The organism is Brevundimonas intermedia (assembly GCF_004614235.1).
Lineage (GTDB): Bacteria > Pseudomonadota > Alphaproteobacteria > Caulobacterales > Caulobacteraceae > Brevundimonas > Brevundimonas intermedia_A.
Genome location: NZ_SPVH01000006.1, coordinates 1134011 through 1157040 on the forward strand (window position 1 = coordinate 1134011; position 23030 = coordinate 1157040).

A 23030-nucleotide genomic window follows, 5' to 3' on the forward strand; every position below is an offset into this window, starting at 1 on the left:
GCCGCTTATAGCCACGCCGGCCTCAGGTCGGAAGGGCGTCTGCGAGCCGGATCAGCGCCGGTCGTGGTGTGACGTTGGCCCACACACGCGCCGTCGCGACGAGAGCGTCGATGGCAGGACGCGGCGGGCCGGCTGGCGCGGGCGCCAAGGCCTCCAACGCCTCCAGCAAATGTCTTTCCGCCTCAAGTTCCAGCGCCTTGATGCGGTTGCGCACCGCCTCGCGCGGGCCGTTGTCGATGTCTGGAACGGGAGCCTTTAAGGTGCGGCGGATCGAGCGCAGAGGCGCGACGACGACGCTATCCCAGGCGCGGGCTGTGTCGCAGGCGGCCTCGATAGTCTCCGCATCCGGCTTGCGGCCGGTCGCCGCGACCCAGCCAGACCAGAGCAGCACAGGCACGTTCTGCTCATGGCTATCCTGCAACGCCAGGCACGCCTCGCCGACCCCCGGCGCGGCATAGGCGGCGACCGCCCAGTCCCACAACCGCATTATTTCAAGCCTTCCCAGCGCCGCACGGCGCTCCAGTCCAGGCCGAACAGATCCAGCGTCCGTCCGACCGACTGGTCCACCATCTCCAGGATCGAGGCGGGCTTGGCGTAAAAGGCGGGCAGGGGCGGGGCGATGATCGCGCCCATCTCCGTCAGGGCCGTCATGGTGCGCAGGTGGCCCAGGTGGAACGGCGTCTCGCGCACCATCAGCACCAGCGGTCGCCGCTCCTTCAGCGTCACGTCCGCCGCGCGCGTCAGCAGGGTCGAGGTCACGCCGGTGGCGATCTCGCTCATCGTCTTGACCGAGCACGGCGCCACGATCATGCCCAGTGTGCGGAAGGAGCCGGAGGCGATGGTCGCGCCTACATCGGCCAGCTTGTGAACGACGGACGCCTTGGATGTCAGCTCGTCGGGCGACAGATCCGTCTCCTGCGACAATGTGAGCAGGGCGGCCTTGGTCACCACCAGATGGCTCTCGACCCCCAGGTCGTTCAGCGCGTCCAGCAGGCGCGCGCCGTAGATCGCTCCGGACGCCCCTGAAATTCCGACCACCATTCGGGCGGGCGGGTTCCGTATGGCTCCGTTCACATCATCGACCATTTTGGGGGTCAGCCTCCGTGGGGTCCGGCGAGACGGGCTGTCACTGGAAAGTGATTACACAGCTCGCCAAACCGGGCGCTCACTCTACTGGTCCCTAACCTGAGGAGGCGCAAGCCATGACCATCGAGGCTCGTATTCGCGAACTGGGTAATCGTCATCGTAGTCTGGATGAGACCATCCAGAAGGAACTTACCCGTCCGTCCACGGATCCGTTGCAGGTCAGGGCGCTGAAGCAGAAGAAGCTTCGGCTGAAGGAAGAAATCACCAGTCTGGAGGCGCGCGCCAACTAACGGCGTCCGCCATCCCCCTGAAAACGACGACGGCCCCGGAGATTGCTCTCCGAGGCCGTTTTCGTTCGTGAAGCGAAGATCAGTCCTTGGTGCCGAACACCGAGGCTGCGGTCGGCTCTGCCGTCGGACGCTGGCGGGCTTCCGGCACGAATTCCGGCTCGGCCTCGACCTGTTCGACGGGCTGGATGGTGCCGCCGCCCTTCTTGAGGTCGTCCTTGGTCTTCTTGTCGGCGGCCTTCTTGACGATTTCGTCCAAGGCCAGCTGGCCGACCAGGCCCAGGGTCACGGGATCGACCGGCTTGATGTTGGCGCTGTTCCAGTGGGTGCGGTTGCGCACGCTTTCGATGGTGGACTTGGTCGTGCCCAGCATCTTGGCGATCTGGGCGTCGGTCACTTCCGGGTGATTGCGCACGAACCAGGCGATGGCGTCCGGGCGGTCTTGGCGACGCGAGACCGGCGTATATTTCGGGGCCGGTTTGGCCGACTTCATCAGTTCGGCGTGACGGCTGACGATGGCCTTCATCCGGTAGTTCTCGTCGCCCTGGGCCTTGTCCAGCTCTTCGCGCGTCAGCTGGCCTCCGGTGACGGGATCGACGCCGCGGATGTCGCGCGCCACGTCGCCGTCGGCGATGCCGCGGACTTCCAGCGGGTGCAGGCCGCAGAAGTCGGCGATCTGCTCGAAGCTGAGGGAGGTGTTGTCGACCAGCCAGACCGCAGTGGCCTTCGGCATCAGAATGTCGCTCATGGGGCGTTCGTCCCGGTGTTGTTAAGCCGCCGAATGAGGCTTCGGCTGGCGTTGGATACGACGGCGCCCGGCCTTTCGACCGGGCGCGTAGAGTTTCGATATAGGCCTATTCGCCCGAAAAGAAAACGCCGACCGACAATCCTATACAGCAACGGTTCATCCGTCCTGACGCAACCTTCGCGGTAGTGAAGACTTACAGCCTTGGGAGAGGAGAACCATCATGTCACTGCTATTCGCTGCGGCCCTTGCGGCCGCCATGTCGTCCCCGGTCGAACCGCAACAGCAACGCGTCGCACCGCGAGGCGGCTACGCTCAAAGTTGTACCGAAGCCTATGTGAACCAGGGCCGGCTCTACGCCGACTGCCGCGATACGCGCGGCCAGATGCGCGGCACGTCGATCGAGCTGGCGCGCTGCGGCAACGAAGAGATCAACAACGACAACGGCCTGCTGGTCTGCGGTCGCTTCCGTGGCGATTACGAGGGCGCCCAGCCCGGTCGTCCCGGTAACGGCGGCGGTTGGGGGCCGGGCAACGGCGGCCCCGGCAACGGTGGTCCGGGTTGGGGCGGCGGAAACGGCGGCGGCTGGGGCCGTTCGTCCATCACCGTCTATGAAAACTCCAACTTCCGCGGCGCCTCGCGCGAGTTCACCAGCGAGGATCGCAATCTCGGTCGCACGCCCTTCAACGACCGGATCAGCTCGGTCCGCGTCCAGGGTCGTTGGGAAGTCTGCACCGACGCCGAGTTCCGGGGCCGTTGCCGCGTCGTCGAAGGCGACGTCCGCAATCTGAGCGGCGGCTTCAACGACAGCATCTCGTCCATGCGCCCCGTGCGCGGCGGCGGGCGCTACTAGGCCTCAGACGGTCAAGACGATCTTGCCGATGTGCCCGCCCGCCTCCAGTTCGGCGTGCGCATCGGCAGCCTTTTCGATTGGAAAGACCGCCTGAACCGGCGGTCTGACCGCGCCGGACGCCACCCAAGGCCAGACCGTCGTCTCGATAGCAGCGGTTAGTCGGGCCTTTTCGTCCGCGGGACGGCTGCGCAGCGTCGATCCCGTCAGCGTCAATCGCTTCAGCATGATCCGCTGTAGGTCCATCTCGACCTTGGCGCCGGTCAGGGACGCGATGACGACCCACCGTCCTCCGGCGTTCAGGCTGTTCAGGTTCAGGGCGGCGTAGTCGCGCCCCACCATGTCCAGAACCACATCGGCCCCGCCCGCCGCCTTGATCTGCGCTTCCAGATCGTCGGCCGAGGCGTCCAGGCTGATATCGGCGCCCAACGCTTTCGCCGCCTTGGCCTTGTCCGCCCCACGCGACGTAGCGATCACCTTTGCGCCCGCCGCCTTGGCCATCTGAATCGCCGTCACGCCGATGCCGCTGGTCGCGCCGTGAATCAGCAAGGTCTCGCCGGCCTTCAGCCCGCCGCCCTCGAACACATTGGCAAAGACGGTGAAGACGGTCTCGGGCAGCACGGCCGCCTGGACGAAATCGAGACCCTCGGGGGTCGGCAAGACATGCCGCGCATCCACCACCGCCTGTTCGGCATAGCCTCCGCCGCCCAGCAGGGCGCAGACCCGGTCGCCGACTTGCCAGCGCGTCACGCCTTCGCCGACGCCTGCGACCTCGCCTGCGATCTCAAGGCCCAAGATGTCGGATGCGCCAGGGGGAGGGGGATATCCGCCTTTCCGTTGCAACAAGTCCGGTCGGTTGACGCCCGCCGCTCGCACCCGGATCAGCACCTGTCCTGGGCCCGCAACGGGATCGGGGCGTTCGGCGATCTTCAGCGCCTCGGCCGGGCCTGAACCGCCTTCGATCTCGATCACGCGCATCGCACTTCCCTTGCATTCGTCCATATCCGGGCGTTCAGATAAGGGTCCTGGGCCGCCTTGGCCATGACAGCGCGGAAAGGCGACGACGATGTTCGAAGATATTGAACCCCGCCCGCAACGCGGCGAACCCCTTCGCGCCCTGTCGCGCGAAGACCTGGATGTCTATTCCATCGAGGATTTGCAGGAGCGGATCGCCGCCCTGGAGGACGAGATCAAAAGGTCGGGCAACGCCATCGAGGCCAAACGCTCCAAGAAAAACGCCGCCGACGCCCTTTTCAACTTCGGTTCCTGATCGCGGATGGCACGTCTGCATGGCATGAGCGTTGCATCTTTCGTGCAAACGGTTCCGTCAGGCGCCGATTGCAGGACGGACCCGAATTTTCCTCATGATCAAAGCTCAAATGACCTCCGCTCCGTCCTTCGCTGACCGCACCCGCACCGTGCGCGATTTCGCCCGTTCGGAACTGTTCGACCGCACCTTCCGCGAAGGCATGGAATTGGTCGAGGAGACCGCCGCCTATCTGGACGGCGAGGGGCGTCGCGATTCCAAGATGCTGTCGCGCGCCGCCGCCTTGGCCTATGCGGCCGAGAGCATGAAGCTGACGACGCGCCTTATGCAGATCGCCTCGTGGCTGCTGGTCCAACGGGCCGTTCGCGAGGACGACATGACGCCGGAAACGGCCTGCGAGCCGCGCTATCGCCTCAACGAACGCCGCATCGAGAGCGAGCCCAGCCACGCCGAACTGCCCATCGCCCTGATCGAATATCTGGTGCGGTCGGAAAAGCTGTTCGACCGCACCCTGTATCTGGATCGCCGCATGTATATGGACGATCAGGACCAGGCCCCCGAGAACCCGGTCCTGAGCCAGATGGGTCTGCTGGAAGCCGCCTTCAGAGGCTGACCGCCCCTGTTACGGCCCGACGTCGTTGGCGTCGGTACGGCCGTCATCGACCGGCTTGGGCAGGTTGACGCCGATGCCCAGCGCCTCAGCCAGCTTGTCGTCGCGGCCATAGACGTCCTCGCGGAACGCCACACGACCCTGACCGTCCACGAAGGCAGTCCAGTACAGCAGCCGCACCGAGATCTCGCGTCCGGTGGTGACGCGCGTCGTCTCACGCGTGTCCTGGGCCGTGTCGAACTGGGCCAGCTTGGTCGGGTCGGGCGCCAGCAGCAGGCGCGCGAACTCCACCGCATTCTGCACCCGCACACAGCCGTGGCTGCGCTGGCGCGTGGACAGGTTGAAGGCGGCCTTCGACGGCGTGTCGTGCAGGAAGATGGCGTAGCTGTCGCGCAGTTCGAACTTCACATAGCCCAGAGCCGAACGCGGCCCGGCGCGCTGGATGACCGTGCCGTCCTTCACATACATGTCGTTGGCGGCCAGATATCCCGGCCCCTTGGGCAGGATCTCGCGCCGCGCGATGCCGGCCGGCACATACCAGGGCGGATTGGCGACGACCGAGGCGAAGGGCTTCTCCAGGCTGGGCGTCTGGTTCTCGGCCGAGCCGACCACGACGCGGTTGGAGTGAACGGGCTTGCCGTCCTTCCAGTAGACCATGATGGCGGCGGCGGTGTTGACCTCGATCCGCTCGGGCGCGACATCGCGCTTCAGCCAGCGGCGGCGTTCCAGGTTTAGGGCGATCTGGCGAGCGCGGTCCTCGGCCGACGCGCCCAGCGAGCGCTGGGTGCCCGTGCCGATGCGGCCGTCGGCGCCCAGGCCGTGCCGGTTCTGGAAGCCCTGCACCGCCCGCTGCAATTCGGCGTTGTAGGTCAGGCCCTGCGCCTTCAGCCGCGCGCCATCGGCGGCCGACAGGTCGCCCTCGGCCGTCAGCCGGTCGATCAGGACGGGGATGCGGCGATCGCTATTTCCAGGTTCAATCGTGGCGCCCGGCGCGAAGGCGGGCCAGCCGCCCTGCGCCGCCAGACGGCGATAGCGCACATAGCCGGCCGACAGGTTCTGATAGCCGATGTCGGTGGGCGCAAGGCCGTCGTACCAGTTGGCCAGCACATTGCGGCTAAGGGCGTCGCTGAGGCCGCGCGGCAGGTCGACGCGGTTCTTCTGCATCTCCCACAGGTCTTCGACCGTCTCGGGCCGCACCTTGCCCTCGGCCAGGACGCGCGCATAGGCGAGGGCGGCCGTGGTGGTGCGCAGGTCGGCGCTGGCCGGATCGGCCGCCAGTCCCACGAAGTCGAAATAGTCCGCAGCCGACAAGCCGTGGCGGTCGGCGCGGGCGGCGGCGGCGTTCAGGGCGCGCATCCGATCTGCGTTCCAGACCGGCCGCCAGCCGTTCAGCTCATAAAAGGCGCGCACGTCCGCCTGCTGGGTGGCGGGCAGGCGCGAAATCTGGTCGTTGAAGCTGTTGTAGAAGGCGGTCGCCTCCGGGCCACGCTGCACGAAGACCTGCTGCGCGCGCGCCGTGGAGCCGAGGGCCATGGCCGCCGTCGCGACGCCCAGACCCAGTTGCCGTCTATTCATATCCAGTCCGCTTCTTCGAATGCTTCGGCCAGCGTGGCCAACGCCCCTGGTACCCGAACGCCGCCACATTATCGGTGTTCCGGCCAAACAAAAAGCGCCGGCCTTGCGACCGACGCCCTTGTTAGGCTGTTTGCTGCGACATGTCGCAGCCAAGACGCGCTTACTTCTTGATGAAGCCGGCGAACTTGTTGTTGAAGCGCGAGACGCGGCCGCCACGATCCAGCAGGTGGGCGTTTCCGCCGGTCCAGGCCGGGTGGGTCGACGGATCGATGTCCAGGTTCAGCGTGTCGCCTTCCTTACCGTAGGTCGAACGGGTCTGGTAGGAAGTGCCATCGGTCATCACCACGGTGATGAAGTGATAGTCGGGGTGCGTATCCGCTTTCATGGTCGTCGTCCGGTCTCTGCGCGATGACGATGCCGACCGTCTGTGCGCGTGAAATGAGAAACCCGCCAGAAATCCGGCGGGAATGAGGGGCGGCGTTTACACCGGGGGGCGTTCCGGGGCAAGAGGCGGGCGCAATGACCGACCAATCCAACGCCGCCGCCCCTTCCGCAAACCGCGCTTCAGGCGTGGCCTCGATGGAGGGCCGGCCCAGCGCCGGGGCCCTGCTGGCCGATCAGATGTCCGAGGCGGGCGCCAAGCGCGCCAAGCGCCGCGACATCCGCCCGCTGGCGCGGTTGATTCCCTTTGCGATGCGGCACAAGGGCCATGCCCTGATGGCGGTCTTCTGGCTGTTGCTGTCCACCGCCGCCTCCCTGGGTCTGACGGCCCTGGCCCGCGGGGCCATCGACCATGGGTTCGAGGCCGGCGGCGCCAATCTGAACATCTGGTTCCTGCTGCTGGGCGCCAACGCCCTGTTCCTGGGTCTGGCGACGGCCGCCCGCTACTATTTCGTCACTCGTACGGGCGAGCGTGTGATCGCCGATGTGCGCAAGGGCCTGTTCGGCCGCATCCTGACGTTGGATCCCTCATTCTACGCCCATATGCGCACGGGCGAGGTGCTGTCGCGCCTGACCACGGACATCGCCCTGGTCGAGACGTTGATGACGACGTCCATTTCCTATGCGCTGCGCAACTTCCTGACCTTGATCGGCGGCGTGGCCTTGCTGTTCTTCGTCAGTCCCAAGCTGACCGGCTTCGTCCTGCTGATCGTGCCCTTCCTCTTGGGACCGATCTTCATCTTCGGTCGCAAGGTCAGGAAGCTGACCGTCACGTCCCAGGATCGGTTCGCCAACGCCGTCGGCTTCGCCGGCGAGAGCGTGGACGCCATCGAGACGGTTCAGGCCTTCGGGCGTGAAAAGAGCGCCATCGCCCGCTTCGGCGCGGCGGTCGAGGACGCCTTCTCCGCTTCGCTCACCCGGATGAGGGCGCGCGCCTGGATGACCGCCCTGATCATCGTCGTCATGTTCGGCGGCGTCACCCTGGTGCTGTGGCTGGGCGCCCAGGACGTGGTCGCCGGCGTCATGTCGCCCGGCGCCCTGCTTCAATTCGTGCTGCTGTCGGTCTTTGCGGCGGGGGCCGTGGGCGCCTTGGGCGAAAGCTGGGGCGACGTGCAGAAGGCCGCCGGCGCCATGGAGCGGATCGAGGAGCTGATGCGAGCCGTGCCCGACATCGCACCGCCCGCCCATGCCACGGCCCTGCCGTCGCCGTCGCGCGGCGAGGTGTCGATGTCCGCCGTCGGTTTCTCCTATCCCGGCCGACCGGATCTACCGGCCCTGAAGGGCTTCAGCCTGACCGTGCGGCCGGGCGAGACCGTGGCCCTGGTCGGCCCGTCGGGCGCGGGCAAGTCCACCGTCTTCCGTCTGCTGCTGCGCTTCTATGATCCGCAAACCGGCATGGTGTCGGTCGACGGCGTCGATGTGCGTCAGGCCGATCCCGTCGATGTGCGCGAGCGTTTCGCCTGGGTGTCGCAGGAAACGCCGCTGTTCTCGGGTTCGGCCCTGGAGAACATCCGTTTTGGTCGTCACACCGCCACCCTGGAAGAGGCGCGCGCCGTCGCCGACAAGGCCCAGGCCCTGGGCTTCATCGACGCCCTGCCTGAAGGCTTCGACACCCCCCTGGGCGAACGCGGCAAGAGCCTGTCCGGCGGTCAGCGCCAACGCCTGGCCATCGCCCGCGCCCTGGTCCGCGACGCCCCCATCCTGCTGCTGGATGAGGCCACCAGCGCCCTGGACGCCGAAAGCGAGCGCCTGGTCCAGGTCGCCCTCGACCAGGCCATGGAAGAGCGCACCACCATCGTCATCGCCCACCGCCTGGCCACCGTCCTTCGCGCCGACCGCATCGTCGTCATGGACGACGGCCGCGTGGTGGAGGAGGGGACGCACGACCAACTGGTGGCCAAGGGCGGCCTCTATGCCCGGCTGGCGGAACTGCAGTTTCGGGGAACCTAAAACCTGATCGTTCTAGGCGGAATCGCAAAGCGGCTCCCCGCTGCGATCCGCTTTGGGATGACCGAACAGGCGACTTCTGACCCAAATCCATTGGACTCCAGGGTACAGAAGGAAGTGAATAAAATCAGCCGGTTGAAAGAGTTGGACTGTTTTTTCTTGCAGTCTAACTTTGCTTTCCAAAGCCGTATGAGTGTTTAAAAGATCAACAAAAACAATCAGCTAAGGACTTTCTCGTGCCAGCGCCGGGAAGTCGCTGAAGATCGCGTCCACCCCCGCTTCGGCGAAGGCGGCGGCATAGCCTGCCATGTCGCCATGTTCCGCGACGCCTTCGCCCCGCCGCCGCTCGGCCGGCAAAAACGCGTTCTCGGCTCGCAGGGTCCAGATCACGACCTTCAGCCCCGCGGCATGGGCGTCGCTGACCAAGGCGCTAGGCGCGGTCGTGCGGCCCTCGGCGTCCCGTGGCAGGACCAAAGTCATCTCCGGCGCGACCCATGCGGCATAAGCGGCCATGGCCTGCAAGCCTTCGGGCGTGATCATCTGGGCATAGGTCATGTCCGGTCGGTCCGCCGGTCCACCCGCGCCGGCGACCAACTGGGCCAGAGGGGCGTCGATCCTCGCCGCCAGCCGCTCCAGCGGCCCGACCTCGAAACACTGGATGATGATCGGAGCGTCCGCGCCCGTCAGGCCCAGCCGTTCCAGCTCGGCGACGAAGGCGTCCTCCATCGGCAGGTCGATCCCGGCGAAATAGGTCGGGTGCTTCAGCTCCGGCGCCACGGCGATGGTCCGTCCCGTGCGGGTTGAAGCCGCGCGGGCGATGGCGACCACGTCGTCGAAGGTCAGGATCGGCTCTCGCCCGTCATAGGCGGCGCTGCCCGGTCGAAACGCCGGCAACCGCTCCTTGGCCCGCAGCGTCTTCAGTTCGGCCAAGGTGAAGTCCTCGGTGAACCAGCCGGTGGTCGGGACGCCGTCGATGGTCTTGGTCGTCTTGCGGTCTGCGAACTCGGGCCGGTCGCCGACGTCGGTCGTGCCGCCGATCTCGTTCTCGTGCCGATCCACGAAGACGCCGTCCCTGGTCAGCACCAGATCAGGCTCGATCACGTCCGCGCCCTGTTCGACCGCCAGCTCATAGGCCGCGCGCGTGTGCTCCGGCCGTTCGCCGGACGCGCCGCGGTGGGCGATGATCAGGGGCTGGGCCAAGGCGGGCGTTCCGACAAGGAGGGCGACGGCGGTGACGATGGCGCGGATCATGCCCCCTGGATAGGGCAGGGCGACGACAAGCGAATGACGACGGCGTTTCTCCCTCCCCCTGCGGGGGAGGGGGGCGAAGCGTAGCGGAGCCGGGTGGGCCGGGCCGGGCGACGTCCCACAGACCTGATCGCCTCAGTCCGTGCGCCCTGGCCTTGCTGCCCCCACCCCGTCGCTTCGCGACGCCCCTCCCCGGTCGGGGAGGGAGAGGCGGCTATGCGGCTTCAGGACGCCTGCAGAACCTTGCGCAGCTGCGGATGCAGTTCGCTGTTGCTCGCCAGGATGGACACGCCCGTCTTGGGATCGCCGTCGTTCTCGATGGTCGTCACCTTGCCGCCGGCTTCGGTGACGAACAGGATGCCCGCCGCCACGTCCCAGGGCTTCAGGTTGCGCTCATAGAAGGCGTCATAGCGGCCGGCCGCGACCCAGGCGAAATCCAGCGCGGCCGAGCCCAGACGGCGCATGCCGGCGACGCGCTGGCCCACGGCGTGGATGTCCTTGATGGCCTGGGCGTGGCCCGACTTGCCGATGAAGGGCAGGCCGGTGGCGACCAGGCTCTCCGACAGGTCGCGACGACCGGCGACGCGGATGCGGTGATCGTTCAGATAGCACCCCTTGCCTTTTTCGGCCCAGAACAGCTCGTTCATGACGGGGTTGTAGGTCACGCCGGCGACGATCTCGGACGAGCCGTCCGGCGCGCGGCGCTCCAGGCCCACCGTGATGGCGAAGTGGGGCATGGCGTGCATGAAGTTGGTGGTGCCGTCGATCGGATCGACGATCCAGGTGTGGGACTTGTCGGTCCCCTCCATCATGCCGCGCTCCTCGCCCAGGAAGCCATAGCCGGGGCGGGCCTTCATCAGCAGTTCGTGGAGGGTGTCCTCGGCCTTCAGGTCGGCGGCCGTGACGAAGTCGCCGGGGCCCTTGCGCGAGACCTGCAACTGCGAGACCTCGCCGAAGTCGCGGAGCATGGGGCGGGCGGTCTTGCGCACCGCGTCGAGCATGACTTGGAGCAGGGCGGAAGCGAGGGCCATCGGCGGATCTCCTGGTCCGCATGTCCTGAAAAGGCGCTGGTTGGCCCGGAGATGCGGAGAAGTTCAAGAAAGGGACGGCCCCGAACGAGGCCGGTCGTCGGTATCAGTCCGCGCGGCGGACGTATTCGCCGGTCGCGGTATCGACGATGATCCGCTCGCCCGCCGACATATAGGGCGGGATCATGATGCGGACGCCGTTCGACGCCATGGCGGGCTTGTAGGAGGAGGAGGCGGTCTGGCCCTTCACGGTCGGCTCGGTCTCGGCGACTTCCAGCACGACCTGATCCGGCAACGACAGGCCGATCGGACGCTCTTCGTGCATCTCGATGACGACCTTCATGCCTTCTTGCAGATAGGGGATACGGTCTTCGCCGACCCAGTCCTTTTGCAGTTCGATCTGCTCATAGGTGCCGTCGTCCATGAAGACCAGGCTGTCGCCGTTGTCGAACAGGTAGGAGAAGTCCTTCTGTTCCAGCGTGACGCGCTCGACCTTGTCTTCCGACCGGAAGCGCTCGTTCAGCTTGTTGCCGGTTTCGAGGTTCTTGGCCTCGACGTTGGCGAAGGCGCCGCCCTTGCCGGGCTTGACGTGGCTGGCCTTGGTGACGACCCACAGGCCGCCATTGTGCTGCAGGACCATGCCGGGCTTGATGGTGTTGCCGTTGATCTTCATGGGGTCACATCGGAAATGGAGTTGCGCCCACGCGCCCGGATGGGGCGTGGCGAATAGGGCGCGATCCCTAGAGTAAGCCCTTACAAAGGGCAAGGCGGGCAAAGGGCAGGGCGGCCTAATGCAGGGTGCGCTCTCGCGACGCCTCGTCCGCCTTGCGATGCAGGAAGTTGCCGAGCCGCACCCCTGATCCAGTCGGAGAGGCCATCTTGCCGGCGCCCTCGTTCAGCTTGCGGGCTTCGTGCGCGAAGGCGGCAGCCAAGCCGGCGGACGACATGGCGGCGATCACCTGACGCCACATGGAAGACGGACGAAGACCGAGCCAGACGGCGTTGACCGTCTGGGCCGCCAGCCACAGGCCCATGGCGCGCGTCCGCTCAGGCCGGGAAGGCGCATTCCATACCCGCACGGCCGACAGGGTAGTGGCCGAAAACACAGCGGGCAGGATCAGGCTGAACGCGCCCTTGGGCTTTTCGGTGATCGGCAGGTCCTTGTTGCGAACCTGTTTCAGATTGCGTTGGGGCTTCATGGCTCCGGAGGCGATGCCGTGCGCCAACAGGGCGAAACCGACGGTCAGGGCGATGCCGGCGACCACATGGCCCGCGCTGCGGCCTTCGCTGTTCAACAAATCCATCGCGGCGTCGCGCACTTCGTCGATGGCGTCGTCGATATCGGTCATGGTCCGCTCCAGCTTGGCCCTAAGAGGCTAATGAGCGGAGCGGACCAGAGTTCCGTCAGAGGTCTGAGCTTAGTTGCCGGTCGCGGCGCTGTCGGTGACGATCTCTTTCATGGCCGACTGCAGATAGTTCTGCGCGCCCATCAGTTCGATCAGCTTGTGCTGGTTTTCCAGGAAGTCGATGTGCTCCTCGGTATCCGCCAGGATCTTCATCAGCAGGTCGCGGCTGACGTAGTCGCGGGTCTCCTCGCACTGGGTCACGGCGGCGGCGGTCGTGGCGCGGCTGTCCAGTTCCAGTTGCAGGTCGGCGCCCAGGCATTCGATCGGATCCTCGCCGACCTTCAGCTTGTGCAGGTCCTGCAGGTTCGGCAGCCCGTCGAGGAAGAGGATGCGTTTGATCAGCATGTCGGCGTGCTTCATCTCGCCGATCGATTCTTCGTAGATCACGTTGCCGAGGTGCGACAGACCCCAGCTTTCGAACATGCGCGCATGCAGGAAATACTGGTTCACGGCCGTCAATTCGTTGGTGAGCACTGCGTTCAGCGTGCGCAGGATTGCGGGGTCGCCCTTCATGGCCATGGTCCTTGGTCTCGCCACGGCGCATTCGCCGTCTGTCGAGCGAGGCAATACCACAGTAAAACGCACATTGTTTATTTGCGAGTTTTTATCACTACATTGATAGTGCGAGTGATTTTCGGCCGCGATAGGCGGCGAGACTATTCGGCTGCGAGTGCGAACGCTTCGCGGCTGTCCTGGATCATCTGGCGCATCTCGCAGACGCATTTGGCGCACTGGGCCTGGCATTGGTTGCGCGCGAAGATGTCGCGTGGACGGCAGGCCCCGGCCTCGATGGCCTGGGCGACATCACGCTGGCGAAGACCGTTACAGTTGCAGACGTACACGAGGCGCTACACGTTCCATCGACTGAGAATGGTTCGCTATAGCACGGGTTAAGGCGATTGCAAGTCGTTCGCATAGCTTGGCGGGGGCTCGACCGTTGACGGATCGTCGCGAGGGGAGGCAAGTACGCGCATGGCCAGAACACCCACCGTCCCCGCCCGCCCGCCTTGCCGGCTGTATTTGATCACGCCGCCCGCGATCGCGGACCTGAACGCCTTCGCCAAGACGCTGGATCAGGCCTTGGCCGCCGGCGATGTCGCCGCCCTGCAGATCCGGCTGAAGCCTGCGGAAGACGCCACGATCCGCGCGGCGGTCGCGGCGCTGGCCCCCGTCGCTCGTCGTCACGACGTGGCCGTGCTGCTGAACGACCGGCCCGACCTGGCGCGGGAAACAGGGTGTGACGGCGTCCATATCGGTCAGGGGGATGGCTCGCTGGCCGAGGCCCGCCGCACTCTGGGACCAGACGCCATGATCGGCGTCACCTGCCACGACGACCGCGACCTGGCCTGGGACGCGGCCGAGGGTGGTGCGGACTACGTCGCCTTCGGCGCCTTCTATCCCACCGAAACGAAAGAGACCGTTCATCGTCCGGGGCTGGAGATTTTGATGGTCTGGCAGGAAACGGTCGAGACCCCCTGCGTCGCCATCGGCGGCGTCACCGTCGACAATGCCGCCGACTTGGCCCGTGCGGGTGCAGACTTCGTCGCGGTCAGCAACGGCGTCTGGGGTTATAGCAAAGGCGCAGCCGAGGCGGTCAAGCTATTCAATCAAAGGTTGAAGTTCTGACTTCAGGGGATATTAGGAACCCTGTGGTCTTTTTAGCCGGCCTGTAGTTGGTCGGAATATTTCCATGATCCTGAGCCGCGCGCTCAACATCGACGACCAGCCTGCCTCGCCTTCGACGAGGGGTAGCGAGGCTGGCCATCGCCCTGGCCATGGGGGCGACGGCTTGGAAGCCTCGCACCCACTGACGCCCGTGCTGACCGGCGTCGCGGTCGCGGTGCTGGTGGCAATGGCGATCGCCTACGGACGTTCGGCAGGGCTGGTCGCCGGCCTTTGGGGCGCAAGCGGCGTCGCCGTCGCCGTCTGGCTGCGCACCAGTCGAGGCCGTAACAGCGATATGACATTCGCTGGCGTCATGGCCATCAGCATTCTGATCGGTGAAATCATAGCGGGCAACAAGCCACCGTTGGCGCTGGCCTTCACCGTCGTCAACATGATCGAGATCGTGGCTGCGGTGCTTCTGGCGCGCCGGTTTTCGCCCACGCTGAACCTGTCCAGCCTGAACGGCGCTGTCAGCTTCCTGTTCTTCGCTGCCGTGCTTGCACCGATCCCGGCGGCGTTGGCCAGCCTGGTTGTCCTGATGCAGATGGGACAGACGGATCTCTGGCAGGGGTTTCAGACCTGGTGGTTCGGACACGCTCTGGGCATCGCCGTCCTCGGCTCCATGGGGTTGTCGCTGACGCGAACCACGCTCGCGAAACTGCTCAAACCCAAAAAAATGGTCGAGGCCGTTATCCTGTTCGGGCTCGTTCCCGTCTTCTACTATGTCGCCTTCGCCGGAAACGTCCCGTTGGGATTTGTTCTGCTGCCCTTGCTGCTGGCCATTGCAGTGCGGCTGGGCGTGGCGGGCATAGCCTTCACGCTTGTGATCCTCACCGTCCTGTTGGTAGGCAGCGCGATGATAGGCCAGGGTCCCTACGCTCAGGGATCGCCCACCGAACAGGTCTTGATGGCCCAGATGCTGGTGTTGATCGGCTATATGCCTGTCCTGCTTGTGGCCTCTCTCCTGGAAGAACGCGATCTTTTGGCCGACCGGGCGCGACTGGGTCGAGAACGCGCGGAAAAGGCGTCCGAAGCCAAGTCTCGCCTGCTCGCGAATGTCGCGCATGAAATCAAGAGCCCCGTCGCCGGCATCATCGGCATCGGCGATCTGTGGCGTCAGGGGCATCTGGGACCGATCACGCCTCAGCAGACCGAAATGTCGGAGATGCTGGTGACCACGGCCCGTCAGGTCGAGACCCTGGCGCATGACCTGCTGGATGTCGCCCGCGCCGAATCCGGGGCGGTCAGGGTCGAGCTGCGCCCCACCGACATTCCTGGCCTGTTGGAGGATGTCCGTCGCATCTGCTTGCTGCGACCGGACGCGGAAACGGTCGCCATTGAGGTCGTGTGTGAAGGCGATGGTTTGATTGCTGTCGCGGATTCCCAGCGCTTTGCGCAGGTGGTGACCAATCTGACGGTCAACGCGCTGAAATACGGCGGCTCTGGCGGGCGGGTCATTCTGCGGGCCCTGCGAGAGGACGACTGCGTGCGCGTCGAGGTCAGCGATTTCGGACCCGGCCTGTCCGTCCAGAAACAGGCGCAGTTGTTCGAGCCCTTCAACCGCCTTGGTTTGGAACGTTCGACGGTCGAGGGGCACGGCGTAGGCCTGGCTCTGGCCAAGCGGTTGGTCGAGTTGCAGGGGGGATCGATCGGCGTGATTTCTGCGCCAGGCGAGGGCGCCACCTTCTGGATCTTGTTGCCCAAGGCCTAGGTCGCGCTTGCGATCGCAGCCTCGCCGCGCGATTGTCCGATCATGTCCATGATCGCTCTTGCCGCCGCCCTCGTGATTTCAGGACAGGCGACGACGCCGCCTGCACAACGGCCTGCATCCGATCTGACTCGCGACCTGAACAGCGCTCCGCCATCGGCAGCGCCGCCTGCATCAGCTGCAACCCGTCCGACATCGACGCAGGCTCCGGCCCGCACGACGACGCAAGCCCTGCCGCCGATTGGCCAAAGTCCAGCCGCGACGCCTCGCCCGGCGCCGACGACATCTCCCGCGCAAACGCCAGTCCAAACGCCCAGCAGATCGACCACGCAAGCTCTGCCTCCCATTGGTCAAAGCCCGGCTGCGACGCCTCGTTCGTCGCCGACGACGTCGTCCCAACGACAGGATCAAACACCCAACCCAGCGACTACACCTTTCGCTACGGCGCCGCGTCCAGCGCCGACCACGTCACCGCGAACGCCGCCGGCCACCAGTGCGACTCAGGCCGCGACGCCTGCACCCGCCACGACGACGCCACCCCCCGCAGCGCCCGCGCCGACCGCGCTTAACGCCGCGGCCATCGCGGCCCTGCCATTCGGGATCGAGCTGGCTACGGGTCTGACCATCACGCCCGCGCGGGCGGGAGCAGACGCCAATATCTACCGTGTCCAGCGCGGCGATCAGACCTTGCTGATGATCTACGCCGGGCCGTCATCGCAGTTTCCGATCTATGACGGCGAGATGGTGCGCGCCGGCGGCCGCGCCTCGGTGGTGGTGACGGAGGGCGGGCGACGCCTGGCCATGGAGCATCTGTTCCAGCGACCGACCGCCCCCAAGGAAATCCACGTCTGGATCACCAGCGTCACCGGCGCCGACCGGGATCTGGCCGAACGGATCGGCCAGTCCATCGACGCCCGCTGAGCCTTCAGCCCTCGGACCAGACCGCCATTTCGGTGCCGGCCGGATCGGCGAAGTGGAACCGGCGACCGCCGGGGAAGGCGTAGATCGGCTTCAGGATACGACCGCCGGCCGCCTCGACCTTGGCCAGCATGGCCTCCAGGTCATGGGCGTACAGAACGGGCAGGGGCGTCTTGGTCCGGTCGGCCTGATCGGCGTCGAACCCACCGTCCAACCCCTGATCGAAGGCCGCATAGGTCGGGCCGTAATCCACGAAGGTCCAGCCGAACGCCTGGCTGTAGAATTCCTTGGTCGCGGGCAGGTCTGCGGCGGGCAGTTCGAGATAGTCCAGCTTTCCGTCTTCACGCACGGTTGATCTCCTCAGTTCGACGCCACCGACCAAACCTCTTGCACGACGCCCGAACATGCGCAAACCTGCAAACGGTTCGCAGTTGCAGGATTCGGCGATGATCGTGATGACGACGGGATTGTCGGGCCTCGTCGCCCTGATGCGGCAGGAGGAGCGCGCGGTCGAACCGTCGCCCAGACCGCAAGCCGGTCACCCGCAAAGCCTTCAATCCATCATTTCGGCGCGCAGACCGAGGCGATAAGCCTTCAGCCGACCTGGGCGCGGTGTCTCAGGAAGGCGTCGGCCAAGACGCAGGCGGCCATGGCTTCCACCACCGGCACGGCCCGCAGCGCCACGCAGGGGTCATGGCGACCCTTGGTGCGCAGGTCCGTTTCCTCGCCGTCGCGCGTAACGGTCTGGCGCATGGTCAAAATCGAGGATGTGGGCTTGAACGCCACCCGCGCCGTCACCGGTTGCCCCGTTGAAATCCCGCCCAGCACGCCGCCCGCCTTGTTCGACAGGAAGACCGGCTGATTGTTCAGGTCCAGCCGCATCTCGTCGGCGTTCTCTTCGCCCGTCAGTCCAGCAGAGTCGAAGCCCGCGCCGATCTCGACCCCCTTGGCGGCGTTGATCGACATCAGGGCCGACGCCAGTTCGGAATCCAGCTTGCCGTAGATCGGTGCGCCCCATCCGGCCGGTACGCCCGTCACCTCCAGCGCGACCACGGCGCCGACCGACGACCCGGCCTTGCGAATGCCGTCCAGATAGGCCTCCCACGCAGGCACGACCTCGGCCGAGGCGGCGAACAGCGGATTGCCGGATACGGCGTCGAAATCGACCTGATCGGGTGCGATGCGGTGGGCCCCGATCTGCACCACGCCTGCACGAATCCAGACGCCTTCGCCCAGCACCTTGCGCGCCACTGCGCCGGCCGCCACGCGGCTGGCGGTCTCGCGCGCCGACGATCGGCCGCCGCCCCGGTGGTCACGCACGCCGTATTTGGCCTGATAGGCGTAGTCGGCGTGCCCCGGCCGATAGGCGCGGGCGATCTCGCCATAGTCTTTGGACCGCTGGTCCTCATTCTCGATCATGATCGAGATGGGCGTGCCGGTGGTGACCGGGCCGTCGCCGTCATCGAAGACGCCCGACAGGATACGCGCGGTGTCGCTCTCCTTGCGCTGGGTCACGAAGCGGCTGCCGCCCGGTTTGCGCTGATCCAGCCACGGCTGGATGTCCGCCTCGGTCAGCGGGATCATCGGCGGGCATCCGTCCACGACGCAGCCGATGGCCGGCCCGTGGCTCTCGCCCCAGGTGGTCACGCGAAACAGATGGCCGAAGGTGTTGTGCGACATGCGCCGACTTAGGCCGCCAGACGCTCCTGCGTCCAGACCCGCGTGAACCGCAACAGCAGGTCTTCCGCCGCCGAGGGCACGTCCGACGACGGCGTCAGCTTCACGAACAGATGCCCGGCCTCGCGCGATCCACGCGCGGGCAGACCCAGGCCTTTCAGGCGAACCCGCACCGGCGCGGCCATGTCCGCCGTGATCCAGGCAGAGCGCGTGCCCGCATGGGTCTCGATCTCGACCCGCCCGCCGTCGGCCATCAGGCGCTGTTCGGTGGGCCAGGTCATGAAGATGTCGTCGCCGACGACCGACAGCCCGTCCTCGGGCCGGATCAGAACCGACAGATAGAGGTCGCCGCCGTCCGTCGCGCCGCGCCGCAGTCGCAAATGATCGCCGCTCCGCAGGCCCGCTGGCGCCGTGACCCGCACTGTCCGCGCGCCCAGCCGCAGGTCCACGCGCGCCCCGGCGATGGCCTGCATCGGACTGAGCACCAGCACGGGTGCAGGCGCGGGACGCAGCTTGGGGGCGGACAGGGCCGGCCGGGCGGGCTGATGCGCCTGGATCAGGTGATAGGCGGCGATCACGCGGCGGAACCGCTCGGCGTCGCCTCCGGTCTGATCAGGGCGCGCCACCTTGACCGCCGCGCGGAAGGCGGTCTTTAGCGCGGCGGCGTCGACATCGCCGCTGAGACCCAGCGTCGAAAGGGCCTCGCGGACGCCGGAAACATCAGAGGGGTGACCATGCGTGCTCATGCCGTCACCGTTCGCCCATCAGGGTCAATGGGCGGTTAACCGTGATGCGCAAACGGCCGTTTTGACCTCGATCATTTCCAGAACGGCTCACAGGGATTAGATCACTGACATGACCGCATCCGTGATCCCGCCCAGCCCCTCGCGTGAGGAATACGCCCGCGACTATGCCGCCGCGCTGGCCGCCAATGGTGACGAGACCATCTTCGCGCGCGCCGAACCCATCGGGCTTTTCGTCGAATGGCTGGCCGACGCGCGGGCGCATGAGCCGAACGATCCCAACGCCATGACCCTCTCCACCGTCGATGCGGACGGCCTGCCGGATGCGCGGATCGTGCTGTTGAAAGACGTCGATGCGCGCGGCTTCACCTTCTATTCCAACAGCGAGAGCGCCAAGGGGGTGGAACTGGCGACCTGCGCCGCCGCCGCCCTGACCTTCCACTGGAAGTCGCTGCGTCGTCAGGTGCGGGTGCGCGGCGCGGTCAAGCCGGTGTCGGCCGCCGAGGCCGACGCCTATTTCGCCAGCCGCGCGCGCGAAAGCCGCATCGGCGCCTGGGCCTCGGACCAGTCCCGCCCGCTGTCGGACCGCACCGTGCTGGAAGAGGCCGTAGGCCGCGAAACCGCGCGCTTCGATGGCCAGGACGTGCCGCGCCCGTCCCACTGGACCGGCTGGCGCGTCGTGCCGCGCTCGGTCGAGTTCTGGCGCGATCGCCCGTTCCGCCTGCACGACCGGCTGCGGTTCGAGCGCGACGGCGAGGCCTGGCGGTCTGGGCGTCTTTGGCCCTGATCCGCGATCAGTCGCGGAACAGCAGCGATCCGTCGCCGTAGGAATAGAAGCGATAGCCGTCGGCGATGGCGTGGGCGTAGGCCGCCTTCATCGTCGCGCTGCCCGCAAAGGCGCTGACCAGCATGAACAGCGTCGATTTCGGCAGGTGGAAGTTGGTCATCAATATATCGACCGCCCGGAACCGATAGCCCGGCGTTATGAAAATGGCCGTGTCGCCGTGGAAGGGCTTGATCTCGCCGTCCTCGGTCGTTGCGCTTTCCAGCAGGCGCAAGCTGGTGGTGCCGACGCAGACGATGCGTCCGCCGTTTGTATGGACGGCGTTCAGGGCGGCGGCGGTCTCAGGCGACACCTCGCCCCATTCGCTGTGCATCTTGTGGTCGGCCAGATCGTCGGCCTTGACCGGCAGGAAGGTGCCGGCGCCGACGTGCAGGGTGACGGCGTGGGTCGAGACGCCCTTGGCGCGGATGGCGTCGAGCAGCGCCGGGGTGAAATGCAGGCCGGCGGTCGGGGCGGCGACCGACCCGTCATGTTCGGCGAAGACGGTCTGATAGTCGGACCGGTCGCGGTCGTCCTCGGGCCTTTTGGCGGCGATATAGGGAGGCAGGGGCATGACCCCCACGTCGCGGATGGCGTCATCCAGGGCCGGGCCGGATAGGTCGAACGTCAGGGTGATCAGACCGTCGTCGCCCTTGGCCGTGACGGTGGCGTCCAGACGGCCCAGGTCGCAGGCGGCTTCTGAGGCGAGGCCGAACCTTATCCGGTCGCCCGGCTTGATGCGCTTGCCCGGCTTCATGAAGGCGGACCAGACGTCGGGAGCGTCGCGGTGGTGCAGCGTCGCCTCGACCTCGACCGTCAGGGTTTCACCCTCGGCGCCAATGCGCTGGCGCACGCCCGACAGACGGGCGGGGATGACACGCGTGTCGTTGAACACCAGGGCGTCGCCGGGTCGCAGGAAGTCGGGCAGGTCACGGATGACCCGATCCTCCAGCGCGCCGCCCTTCACGACCAGCAGGCGAGCGGAATCGCGCGGATCGGCCGGACGCAGCGCAATCCGCTCTTCAGGCAGGTCGAAATCGAAATCGGCGGTCTTCATCGGGCGCTCTATACGAGCGTCGGAAGGCCTGCGCCATGATTTGGCGGAAGGGAAAAGGTCTATCGCGGCGGAGATTTTACAAGGGCGTAGCAAGCGCTTGGCCCGGCGAGTTCTTCCAACTGAGGACGCGCTTCCCAATTCGACAAAGTCGCCTCGTGGCTTAGGCCTGTCCGACGCAGCACCGCAGCCGATGCTATGTTGCCGGGGTGACACGTCGCCCAGACGCGCATGATAGAGGGCTGGGCGATCGTCCATCCCACTACGGCGGATGTGGCCTCGGTAGCGAAGCCGTTTCCCCAAAAGGCCTCCGCAAAAATATAGCCAAAGTCGGCCTTGGGCGGAGATAGGCGTAGTTCGAGAACACCCATGAAACGTTCCGACATCCTCTCGGTGACGGCCCAAGGAAAGGCTGAGCCCGCAACCCAACAGGCCTCGCATCTCTCCGCGAATTCTAGGCTGTCACCTATGTCTTGATGTCTTTGGAAGGGCATGAAGCGGGTCTCGGCCACCCCGCTAGTGTACTGATAGATGTCCCCAGCATCCGATCGCTTGACTGGACGTAGACGCAATCGCTCGGTTTCAAATATCTCAGGTGCCCGCATTTCCGGACGATAAACGCACGCGTCGAGGTGGCGCAATCGAGAGCGCTGCGTTCACTTAAACCCCGGCGCAAACGCGCCCGCCCAAGCGCCGTAGCGGTTCAGAGACAGGTCGTGCGCGTCGATCTCGGGCGACCGGCCGTCGATCATGTCGGCCAGCACGCGGGCCGAGCCGCAGGACATGGTCCAGCCCAGGGTTCCGTGGCCGGTGTTTAGATAGAGACCGGGGATCTTGGTCGCGCCGATGACGGGCGTGCCGTCCGGCGTCATGGGGCGCAGGCCGGACCAGTAGCTGGCGCCCGCCAGATCGCCGCCGCCGGGGAACAGGCTGCCGACGGAATGGGCCAGGGTTTCGCGGCGCAGGGCGGGCAGGGTGTTGTTGTAGCCCGACAGTTCCGCCATGCCGCCCACCCGGATGCGGTCGCCCAGGCGAGTGATCGCCACCTTGTAGCTTTCGTCCATCACGGTGGAGACGGGCGCGCGGTCGGCGTCCAGGATCCGGGCCGTGATCGAATAGCCCTTCACCGGATAGACCGGCAGATCGAGGCCCAGGGGCTTGGCCATCATCGGCGAATAGGAACCCAGCGCCAGGACGACCAGATCGGCGGTCAGGGCGCCCTTGCTGGTCAGGGCGCCGGTCGCGCGACCGTCGGTGGTCGTGATGGCGTGGATTTCGGTCTCGTGATGGAAGACCACGCCCCGCTCCGCCGCCAGCTTCGCAAGGGCGTTGGTGAACAGGAAACAGTCGCCGGTCTCGTCGTGCGGCAGGCGTAGACCCCCGACGAAATCGACATCGGAGGCGGCCAGACCCGGCTCCGCAGCGATGCATCCGGCGCGGTCCAGAACCTCGCAAGGGACGCCCGCGGCCTTCAGCACGTCCACGTCCTTGTGCACGTCGGCCAGCTGTTTTTCGGTGCGGAACAGCTGCAGCGTGCCCTGCTGGCGGCCGTCATAGGCGATGTCGGTGTCGCGGCGCAGCAGGTCCAGCTGATCGCGGCTGTATTCGGCCAGGCGCACCATGCGGCTCTTGTTCAGCGCATAGCGGTCGTGGGTGCAGTTGCGCAGCATGGCCAGCGTCCAGCGCACCATGGCCATGTCCAGACGGGGGCGCACGATCAGCGGGGCGTGGCGCATCAGCAGCCACTTCATCGCCTTGACCGGGATCGACGGCGCGGCCCAGGGCGCGGAATAGCCGGGGGAGATCTGAGCCGCGTTGGCGAAGCTGGTTTCCAGCGCCGGACCGGCCTGGCGATCGACCACCGTGACCTCATGCCCCGCCTGGCTGAGATACCAGGCGGTGGTGACGCCGATGACGCCGGAACCCAGAACCAGAACCTGCATGTGACGCTT

General features: G+C 66.3%; 28 protein-coding genes. 10 read left to right on the top strand and 18 right to left on the bottom strand.

Annotated features, from left to right (window positions below):
* Positions 1-22 precede the first annotated feature (22 nt).
* Both EGY25_RS11915 and EGY25_RS11920 read right to left on the bottom strand, forming a co-directional pair.
* Positions 23-487, bottom strand: coding sequence for a TIGR02444 family protein (locus tag EGY25_RS11915; protein ID WP_135195167.1), 465 nt, complete (start codon positions 485-487; stop codon positions 23-25).
* The gene (locus EGY25_RS11920) at positions 487-1086 is read right to left on the bottom strand and encodes a UbiX family flavin prenyltransferase (protein WP_135195168.1); all 600 of its coding nucleotides are present in this window, start codon (positions 1084-1086) and stop codon (positions 487-489) included. The genes EGY25_RS11915 and EGY25_RS11920 overlap by 1 nt, the downstream gene beginning before the upstream one ends.
* A gap of 116 nt (positions 1087-1202) precedes the next feature.
* Between EGY25_RS11920 and EGY25_RS11925 the strand changes: the two genes are divergently transcribed.
* Positions 1203-1376 (top strand): YdcH family protein, encoded by a 174-nt coding sequence (locus tag EGY25_RS11925; protein ID WP_135195169.1) that lies wholly within the window; start codon positions 1203-1205, stop codon positions 1374-1376.
* A gap of 79 nt (positions 1377-1455) precedes the next feature.
* On the opposite strand, the gene EGY25_RS11930 is transcribed toward EGY25_RS11925, so the two are convergent.
* The gene (locus tag EGY25_RS11930; protein ID WP_135195170.1) at positions 1456-2121 is read right to left on the bottom strand and encodes a DUF1013 domain-containing protein; all 666 of its coding nucleotides are present in this window, start codon (positions 2119-2121) and stop codon (positions 1456-1458) included.
* A 220-nt stretch (positions 2122-2341) separates the two neighbouring features.
* Here EGY25_RS11930 and EGY25_RS11935 point away from each other — a divergent pair, with 220 nt between their 5' ends.
* On the top strand, positions 2342-2971 hold the full coding sequence (locus EGY25_RS11935) for a beta/gamma crystallin-related protein (RefSeq protein WP_135195171.1): 630 nt from the start codon (positions 2342-2344) through the stop codon (positions 2969-2971).
* 3 nt (positions 2972-2974) lie between these two features.
* Here the strand turns inward: EGY25_RS11935 and EGY25_RS11940 are convergent, their stop codons facing one another.
* Positions 2975-3946, bottom strand: coding sequence for an NAD(P)H-quinone oxidoreductase (locus EGY25_RS11940; RefSeq protein WP_135195172.1), 972 nt, complete (start codon positions 3944-3946; stop codon positions 2975-2977).
* A gap of 88 nt (positions 3947-4034) precedes the next feature.
* Between EGY25_RS11940 and EGY25_RS11945 the strand changes: the two genes are divergently transcribed.
* The gene (locus tag EGY25_RS11945) at positions 4035-4238 is read left to right on the top strand and encodes a DUF1192 domain-containing protein (protein ID WP_135195173.1); all 204 of its coding nucleotides are present in this window, start codon (positions 4035-4037) and stop codon (positions 4236-4238) included.
* Positions 4239-4347: 109 nt separating this feature from the next.
* On the top strand, positions 4348-4848 hold the full coding sequence (locus EGY25_RS11950) for a DUF1465 family protein (RefSeq protein WP_135195634.1): 501 nt from the start codon (positions 4348-4350) through the stop codon (positions 4846-4848).
* 9 nt (positions 4849-4857) lie between these two features.
* Here EGY25_RS11950 and EGY25_RS11955 read toward each other — a convergent pair whose 3' ends face one another.
* Positions 4858-6420, bottom strand: coding sequence for a L,D-transpeptidase family protein (locus tag EGY25_RS11955; protein WP_135195174.1), 1563 nt, complete (start codon positions 6418-6420; stop codon positions 4858-4860).
* Positions 6421-6580: 160 nt separating this feature from the next.
* Positions 6581-6805, bottom strand: coding sequence for a 50S ribosomal protein L31 (rpmE, locus tag EGY25_RS11960; RefSeq protein WP_135195175.1), 225 nt, complete (start codon positions 6803-6805; stop codon positions 6581-6583).
* A 134-nt stretch (positions 6806-6939) separates the two neighbouring features.
* On the opposite strand from rpmE, the gene EGY25_RS11965 reads away from it, so the two are divergent.
* Entirely contained in the window at positions 6940-8811 is a 1872-nt protein-coding gene (locus EGY25_RS11965) for an ABC transporter transmembrane domain-containing protein (RefSeq protein WP_135195176.1), read from the top strand.
* 219 nt (positions 8812-9030) lie between these two features.
* On the opposite strand, the gene EGY25_RS11970 is transcribed toward EGY25_RS11965, so the two are convergent.
* From EGY25_RS11970 to EGY25_RS11995, 6 genes are all read right to left on the bottom strand, one after another.
* The gene (locus EGY25_RS11970) at positions 9031-10059 is read right to left on the bottom strand and encodes a glycerophosphodiester phosphodiesterase family protein (protein ID WP_135195177.1); all 1029 of its coding nucleotides are present in this window, start codon (positions 10057-10059) and stop codon (positions 9031-9033) included.
* 221 nt (positions 10060-10280) lie between these two features.
* Positions 10281-11087, bottom strand: coding sequence for an inositol monophosphatase family protein (locus EGY25_RS11975; protein ID WP_135195178.1), 807 nt, complete (start codon positions 11085-11087; stop codon positions 10281-10283).
* Positions 11088-11190: 103 nt separating this feature from the next.
* Positions 11191-11757 carry an elongation factor P gene (gene efp, locus EGY25_RS11980; RefSeq protein ID WP_135195179.1) on the bottom strand — a complete coding sequence of 189 codons (567 nt, stop codon included), beginning with the start codon at positions 11755-11757 and terminating at the stop codon, positions 11191-11193.
* Between the two features lie 115 nt (positions 11758-11872).
* Positions 11873-12433: a tryptophan-rich sensory protein gene (locus EGY25_RS11985; RefSeq protein WP_135195180.1), complete on the bottom strand. Its 561-nt coding sequence runs from the start codon at positions 12431-12433 to the stop codon at positions 11873-11875.
* A 69-nt stretch (positions 12434-12502) separates the two neighbouring features.
* Positions 12503-13003: a bacterioferritin gene (gene bfr / locus EGY25_RS11990; protein WP_135195181.1), complete on the bottom strand. Its 501-nt coding sequence runs from the start codon at positions 13001-13003 to the stop codon at positions 12503-12505.
* A 143-nt stretch (positions 13004-13146) separates the two neighbouring features.
* Positions 13147-13332, bottom strand: coding sequence for a (2Fe-2S)-binding protein (locus tag EGY25_RS11995; RefSeq protein ID WP_135195182.1), 186 nt, complete (start codon positions 13330-13332; stop codon positions 13147-13149).
* 130 nt (positions 13333-13462) lie between these two features.
* Here EGY25_RS11995 and thiE point away from each other — a divergent pair, with 130 nt between their 5' ends.
* The 4 genes from thiE (at position 13463) to EGY25_RS12015 (ending at position 16784) form a co-directional block, all read left to right on the top strand.
* Entirely contained in the window at positions 13463-14116 is a 654-nt protein-coding gene (thiE, locus tag EGY25_RS12000) for a thiamine phosphate synthase (protein WP_135195183.1), read from the top strand.
* Positions 14117-14279: 163 nt separating this feature from the next.
* Complete coding sequence (locus tag EGY25_RS12005; protein ID WP_245159451.1) at positions 14280-15866, top strand: sensor histidine kinase; 1587 nt, start codon at positions 14280-14282, stop codon at positions 15864-15866.
* 32 nt (positions 15867-15898) lie between these two features.
* A complete protein-coding gene (locus EGY25_RS12010; RefSeq protein ID WP_135195185.1) occupies positions 15899-16432 on the top strand; it encodes a hypothetical protein in 534 nt (177 codons plus the stop codon).
* Between the two features lie 124 nt (positions 16433-16556).
* On the top strand, positions 16557-16784 hold the full coding sequence (locus tag EGY25_RS12015) for a hypothetical protein (RefSeq protein ID WP_167762542.1): 228 nt from the start codon (positions 16557-16559) through the stop codon (positions 16782-16784).
* A gap of 4 nt (positions 16785-16788) precedes the next feature.
* Here the strand turns inward: EGY25_RS12015 and EGY25_RS12020 are convergent, their stop codons facing one another.
* From EGY25_RS12020 to EGY25_RS12030, 3 genes are all read right to left on the bottom strand, one after another.
* Positions 16789-17130, bottom strand: coding sequence for a VOC family protein (locus EGY25_RS12020; protein ID WP_135195187.1), 342 nt, complete (start codon positions 17128-17130; stop codon positions 16789-16791).
* A 245-nt stretch (positions 17131-17375) separates the two neighbouring features.
* Positions 17376-18461 carry a chorismate synthase gene (aroC, locus tag EGY25_RS12025; protein ID WP_135195188.1) on the bottom strand — a complete coding sequence of 362 codons (1086 nt, stop codon included), beginning with the start codon at positions 18459-18461 and terminating at the stop codon, positions 17376-17378.
* 8 nt (positions 18462-18469) lie between these two features.
* Entirely contained in the window at positions 18470-19204 is a 735-nt protein-coding gene (locus EGY25_RS12030; RefSeq protein WP_135195189.1) for a DnaJ C-terminal domain-containing protein, read from the bottom strand.
* Positions 19205-19313: 109 nt separating this feature from the next.
* On the opposite strand from EGY25_RS12030, the gene pdxH reads away from it, so the two are divergent.
* Positions 19314-19988 (top strand): pyridoxamine 5'-phosphate oxidase, encoded by a 675-nt coding sequence (pdxH, locus tag EGY25_RS12035; protein ID WP_135195190.1) that lies wholly within the window; start codon positions 19314-19316, stop codon positions 19986-19988.
* Between the two features lie 7 nt (positions 19989-19995).
* On the opposite strand, the gene queA is transcribed toward pdxH, so the two are convergent.
* Genes queA through EGY25_RS12050 form a run of 3 tightly spaced genes read right to left on the bottom strand, consistent with a single transcriptional unit; the run spans position 19996 to position 23021 of the window.
* On the bottom strand, positions 19996-21081 hold the full coding sequence (gene queA, locus EGY25_RS12040) for a tRNA preQ1(34) S-adenosylmethionine ribosyltransferase-isomerase QueA (RefSeq protein ID WP_135195191.1): 1086 nt from the start codon (positions 21079-21081) through the stop codon (positions 19996-19998).
* A 59-nt stretch (positions 21082-21140) separates the two neighbouring features.
* Positions 21141-21683, bottom strand: a complete 543-nt coding sequence (locus tag EGY25_RS16965) for a GNAT family N-acetyltransferase (RefSeq protein ID WP_432417380.1) — start codon at positions 21681-21683, stop codon at positions 21141-21143.
* Positions 21684-21734: 51 nt separating this feature from the next.
* Positions 21735-23021, bottom strand: coding sequence for a D-amino acid dehydrogenase (locus tag EGY25_RS12050; RefSeq protein ID WP_135195193.1), 1287 nt, complete (start codon positions 23019-23021; stop codon positions 21735-21737).
* Positions 23022-23030 lie beyond the last annotated feature (9 nt).

What these genes read in the sequence shown, in the direction of transcription:
- EGY25_RS11915 (WP_135195167.1), bottom strand. Translation starts at nt 487, where the DNA reads ATGCGGTTGTGGGACTGGGCGGTCGCCGCCTATGCCGCGCCGGGGGTC.
- EGY25_RS11920 (WP_135195168.1), bottom strand. Translation starts at nt 1,086, where the DNA reads ATGGTCGATGATGTGAACGGAGCCATACGGAACCCGCCCGCCCGAATG.
- EGY25_RS11925 (WP_135195169.1), top strand. Translation starts at nt 1,203, where the DNA reads ATGACCATCGAGGCTCGTATTCGCGAACTGGGTAATCGTCATCGTAGT.
- EGY25_RS11930 (WP_135195170.1), bottom strand. Translation starts at nt 2,121, where the DNA reads ATGAGCGACATTCTGATGCCGAAGGCCACTGCGGTCTGGCTGGTCGAC.
- EGY25_RS11935 (WP_135195171.1), top strand. Translation starts at nt 2,342, where the DNA reads ATGTCACTGCTATTCGCTGCGGCCCTTGCGGCCGCCATGTCGTCCCCG.
- EGY25_RS11940 (WP_135195172.1), bottom strand. Translation starts at nt 3,946, where the DNA reads ATGCGCGTGATCGAGATCGAAGGCGGTTCAGGCCCGGCCGAGGCGCTG.
- EGY25_RS11945 (WP_135195173.1), top strand. Translation starts at nt 4,035, where the DNA reads ATGTTCGAAGATATTGAACCCCGCCCGCAACGCGGCGAACCCCTTCGC.
- EGY25_RS11950 (WP_135195634.1), top strand. Translation starts at nt 4,348, where the DNA reads ATGACCTCCGCTCCGTCCTTCGCTGACCGCACCCGCACCGTGCGCGAT.
- EGY25_RS11955 (WP_135195174.1), bottom strand. Translation starts at nt 6,420, where the DNA reads ATGAATAGACGGCAACTGGGTCTGGGCGTCGCGACGGCGGCCATGGCC.
- rpmE (WP_135195175.1), bottom strand. Translation starts at nt 6,805, where the DNA reads ATGAAAGCGGATACGCACCCCGACTATCACTTCATCACCGTGGTGATG.
- EGY25_RS11965 (WP_135195176.1), top strand. Translation starts at nt 6,940, where the DNA reads ATGACCGACCAATCCAACGCCGCCGCCCCTTCCGCAAACCGCGCTTCA.
- EGY25_RS11970 (WP_135195177.1), bottom strand. Translation starts at nt 10,059, where the DNA reads ATGATCCGCGCCATCGTCACCGCCGTCGCCCTCCTTGTCGGAACGCCC.
- EGY25_RS11975 (WP_135195178.1), bottom strand. Translation starts at nt 11,087, where the DNA reads ATGGCCCTCGCTTCCGCCCTGCTCCAAGTCATGCTCGACGCGGTGCGC.
- efp (WP_135195179.1), bottom strand. Translation starts at nt 11,757, where the DNA reads ATGAAGATCAACGGCAACACCATCAAGCCCGGCATGGTCCTGCAGCAC.
- EGY25_RS11985 (WP_135195180.1), bottom strand. Translation starts at nt 12,433, where the DNA reads ATGACCGATATCGACGACGCCATCGACGAAGTGCGCGACGCCGCGATG.
- bfr (WP_135195181.1), bottom strand. Translation starts at nt 13,003, where the DNA reads ATGAAGGGCGACCCCGCAATCCTGCGCACGCTGAACGCAGTGCTCACC.
- thiE (WP_135195183.1), top strand. Translation starts at nt 13,463, where the DNA reads ATGGCCAGAACACCCACCGTCCCCGCCCGCCCGCCTTGCCGGCTGTAT.
- EGY25_RS12015 (WP_167762542.1), top strand. Translation starts at nt 16,557, where the DNA reads ATGATCTACGCCGGGCCGTCATCGCAGTTTCCGATCTATGACGGCGAG.
- aroC (WP_135195188.1), bottom strand. Translation starts at nt 18,461, where the DNA reads ATGTCGCACAACACCTTCGGCCATCTGTTTCGCGTGACCACCTGGGGC.
- EGY25_RS12030 (WP_135195189.1), bottom strand. Translation starts at nt 19,204, where the DNA reads ATGAGCACGCATGGTCACCCCTCTGATGTTTCCGGCGTCCGCGAGGCC.
- pdxH (WP_135195190.1), top strand. Translation starts at nt 19,314, where the DNA reads ATGACCGCATCCGTGATCCCGCCCAGCCCCTCGCGTGAGGAATACGCC.
- queA (WP_135195191.1), bottom strand. Translation starts at nt 21,081, where the DNA reads ATGAAGACCGCCGATTTCGATTTCGACCTGCCTGAAGAGCGGATTGCG.
- EGY25_RS16965 (WP_432417380.1), bottom strand. Translation starts at nt 21,683, where the DNA reads ATGCGGGCACCTGAGATATTTGAAACCGAGCGATTGCGTCTACGTCCA.
- EGY25_RS12050 (WP_135195193.1), bottom strand. Translation starts at nt 23,021, where the DNA reads ATGCAGGTTCTGGTTCTGGGTTCCGGCGTCATCGGCGTCACCACCGCC.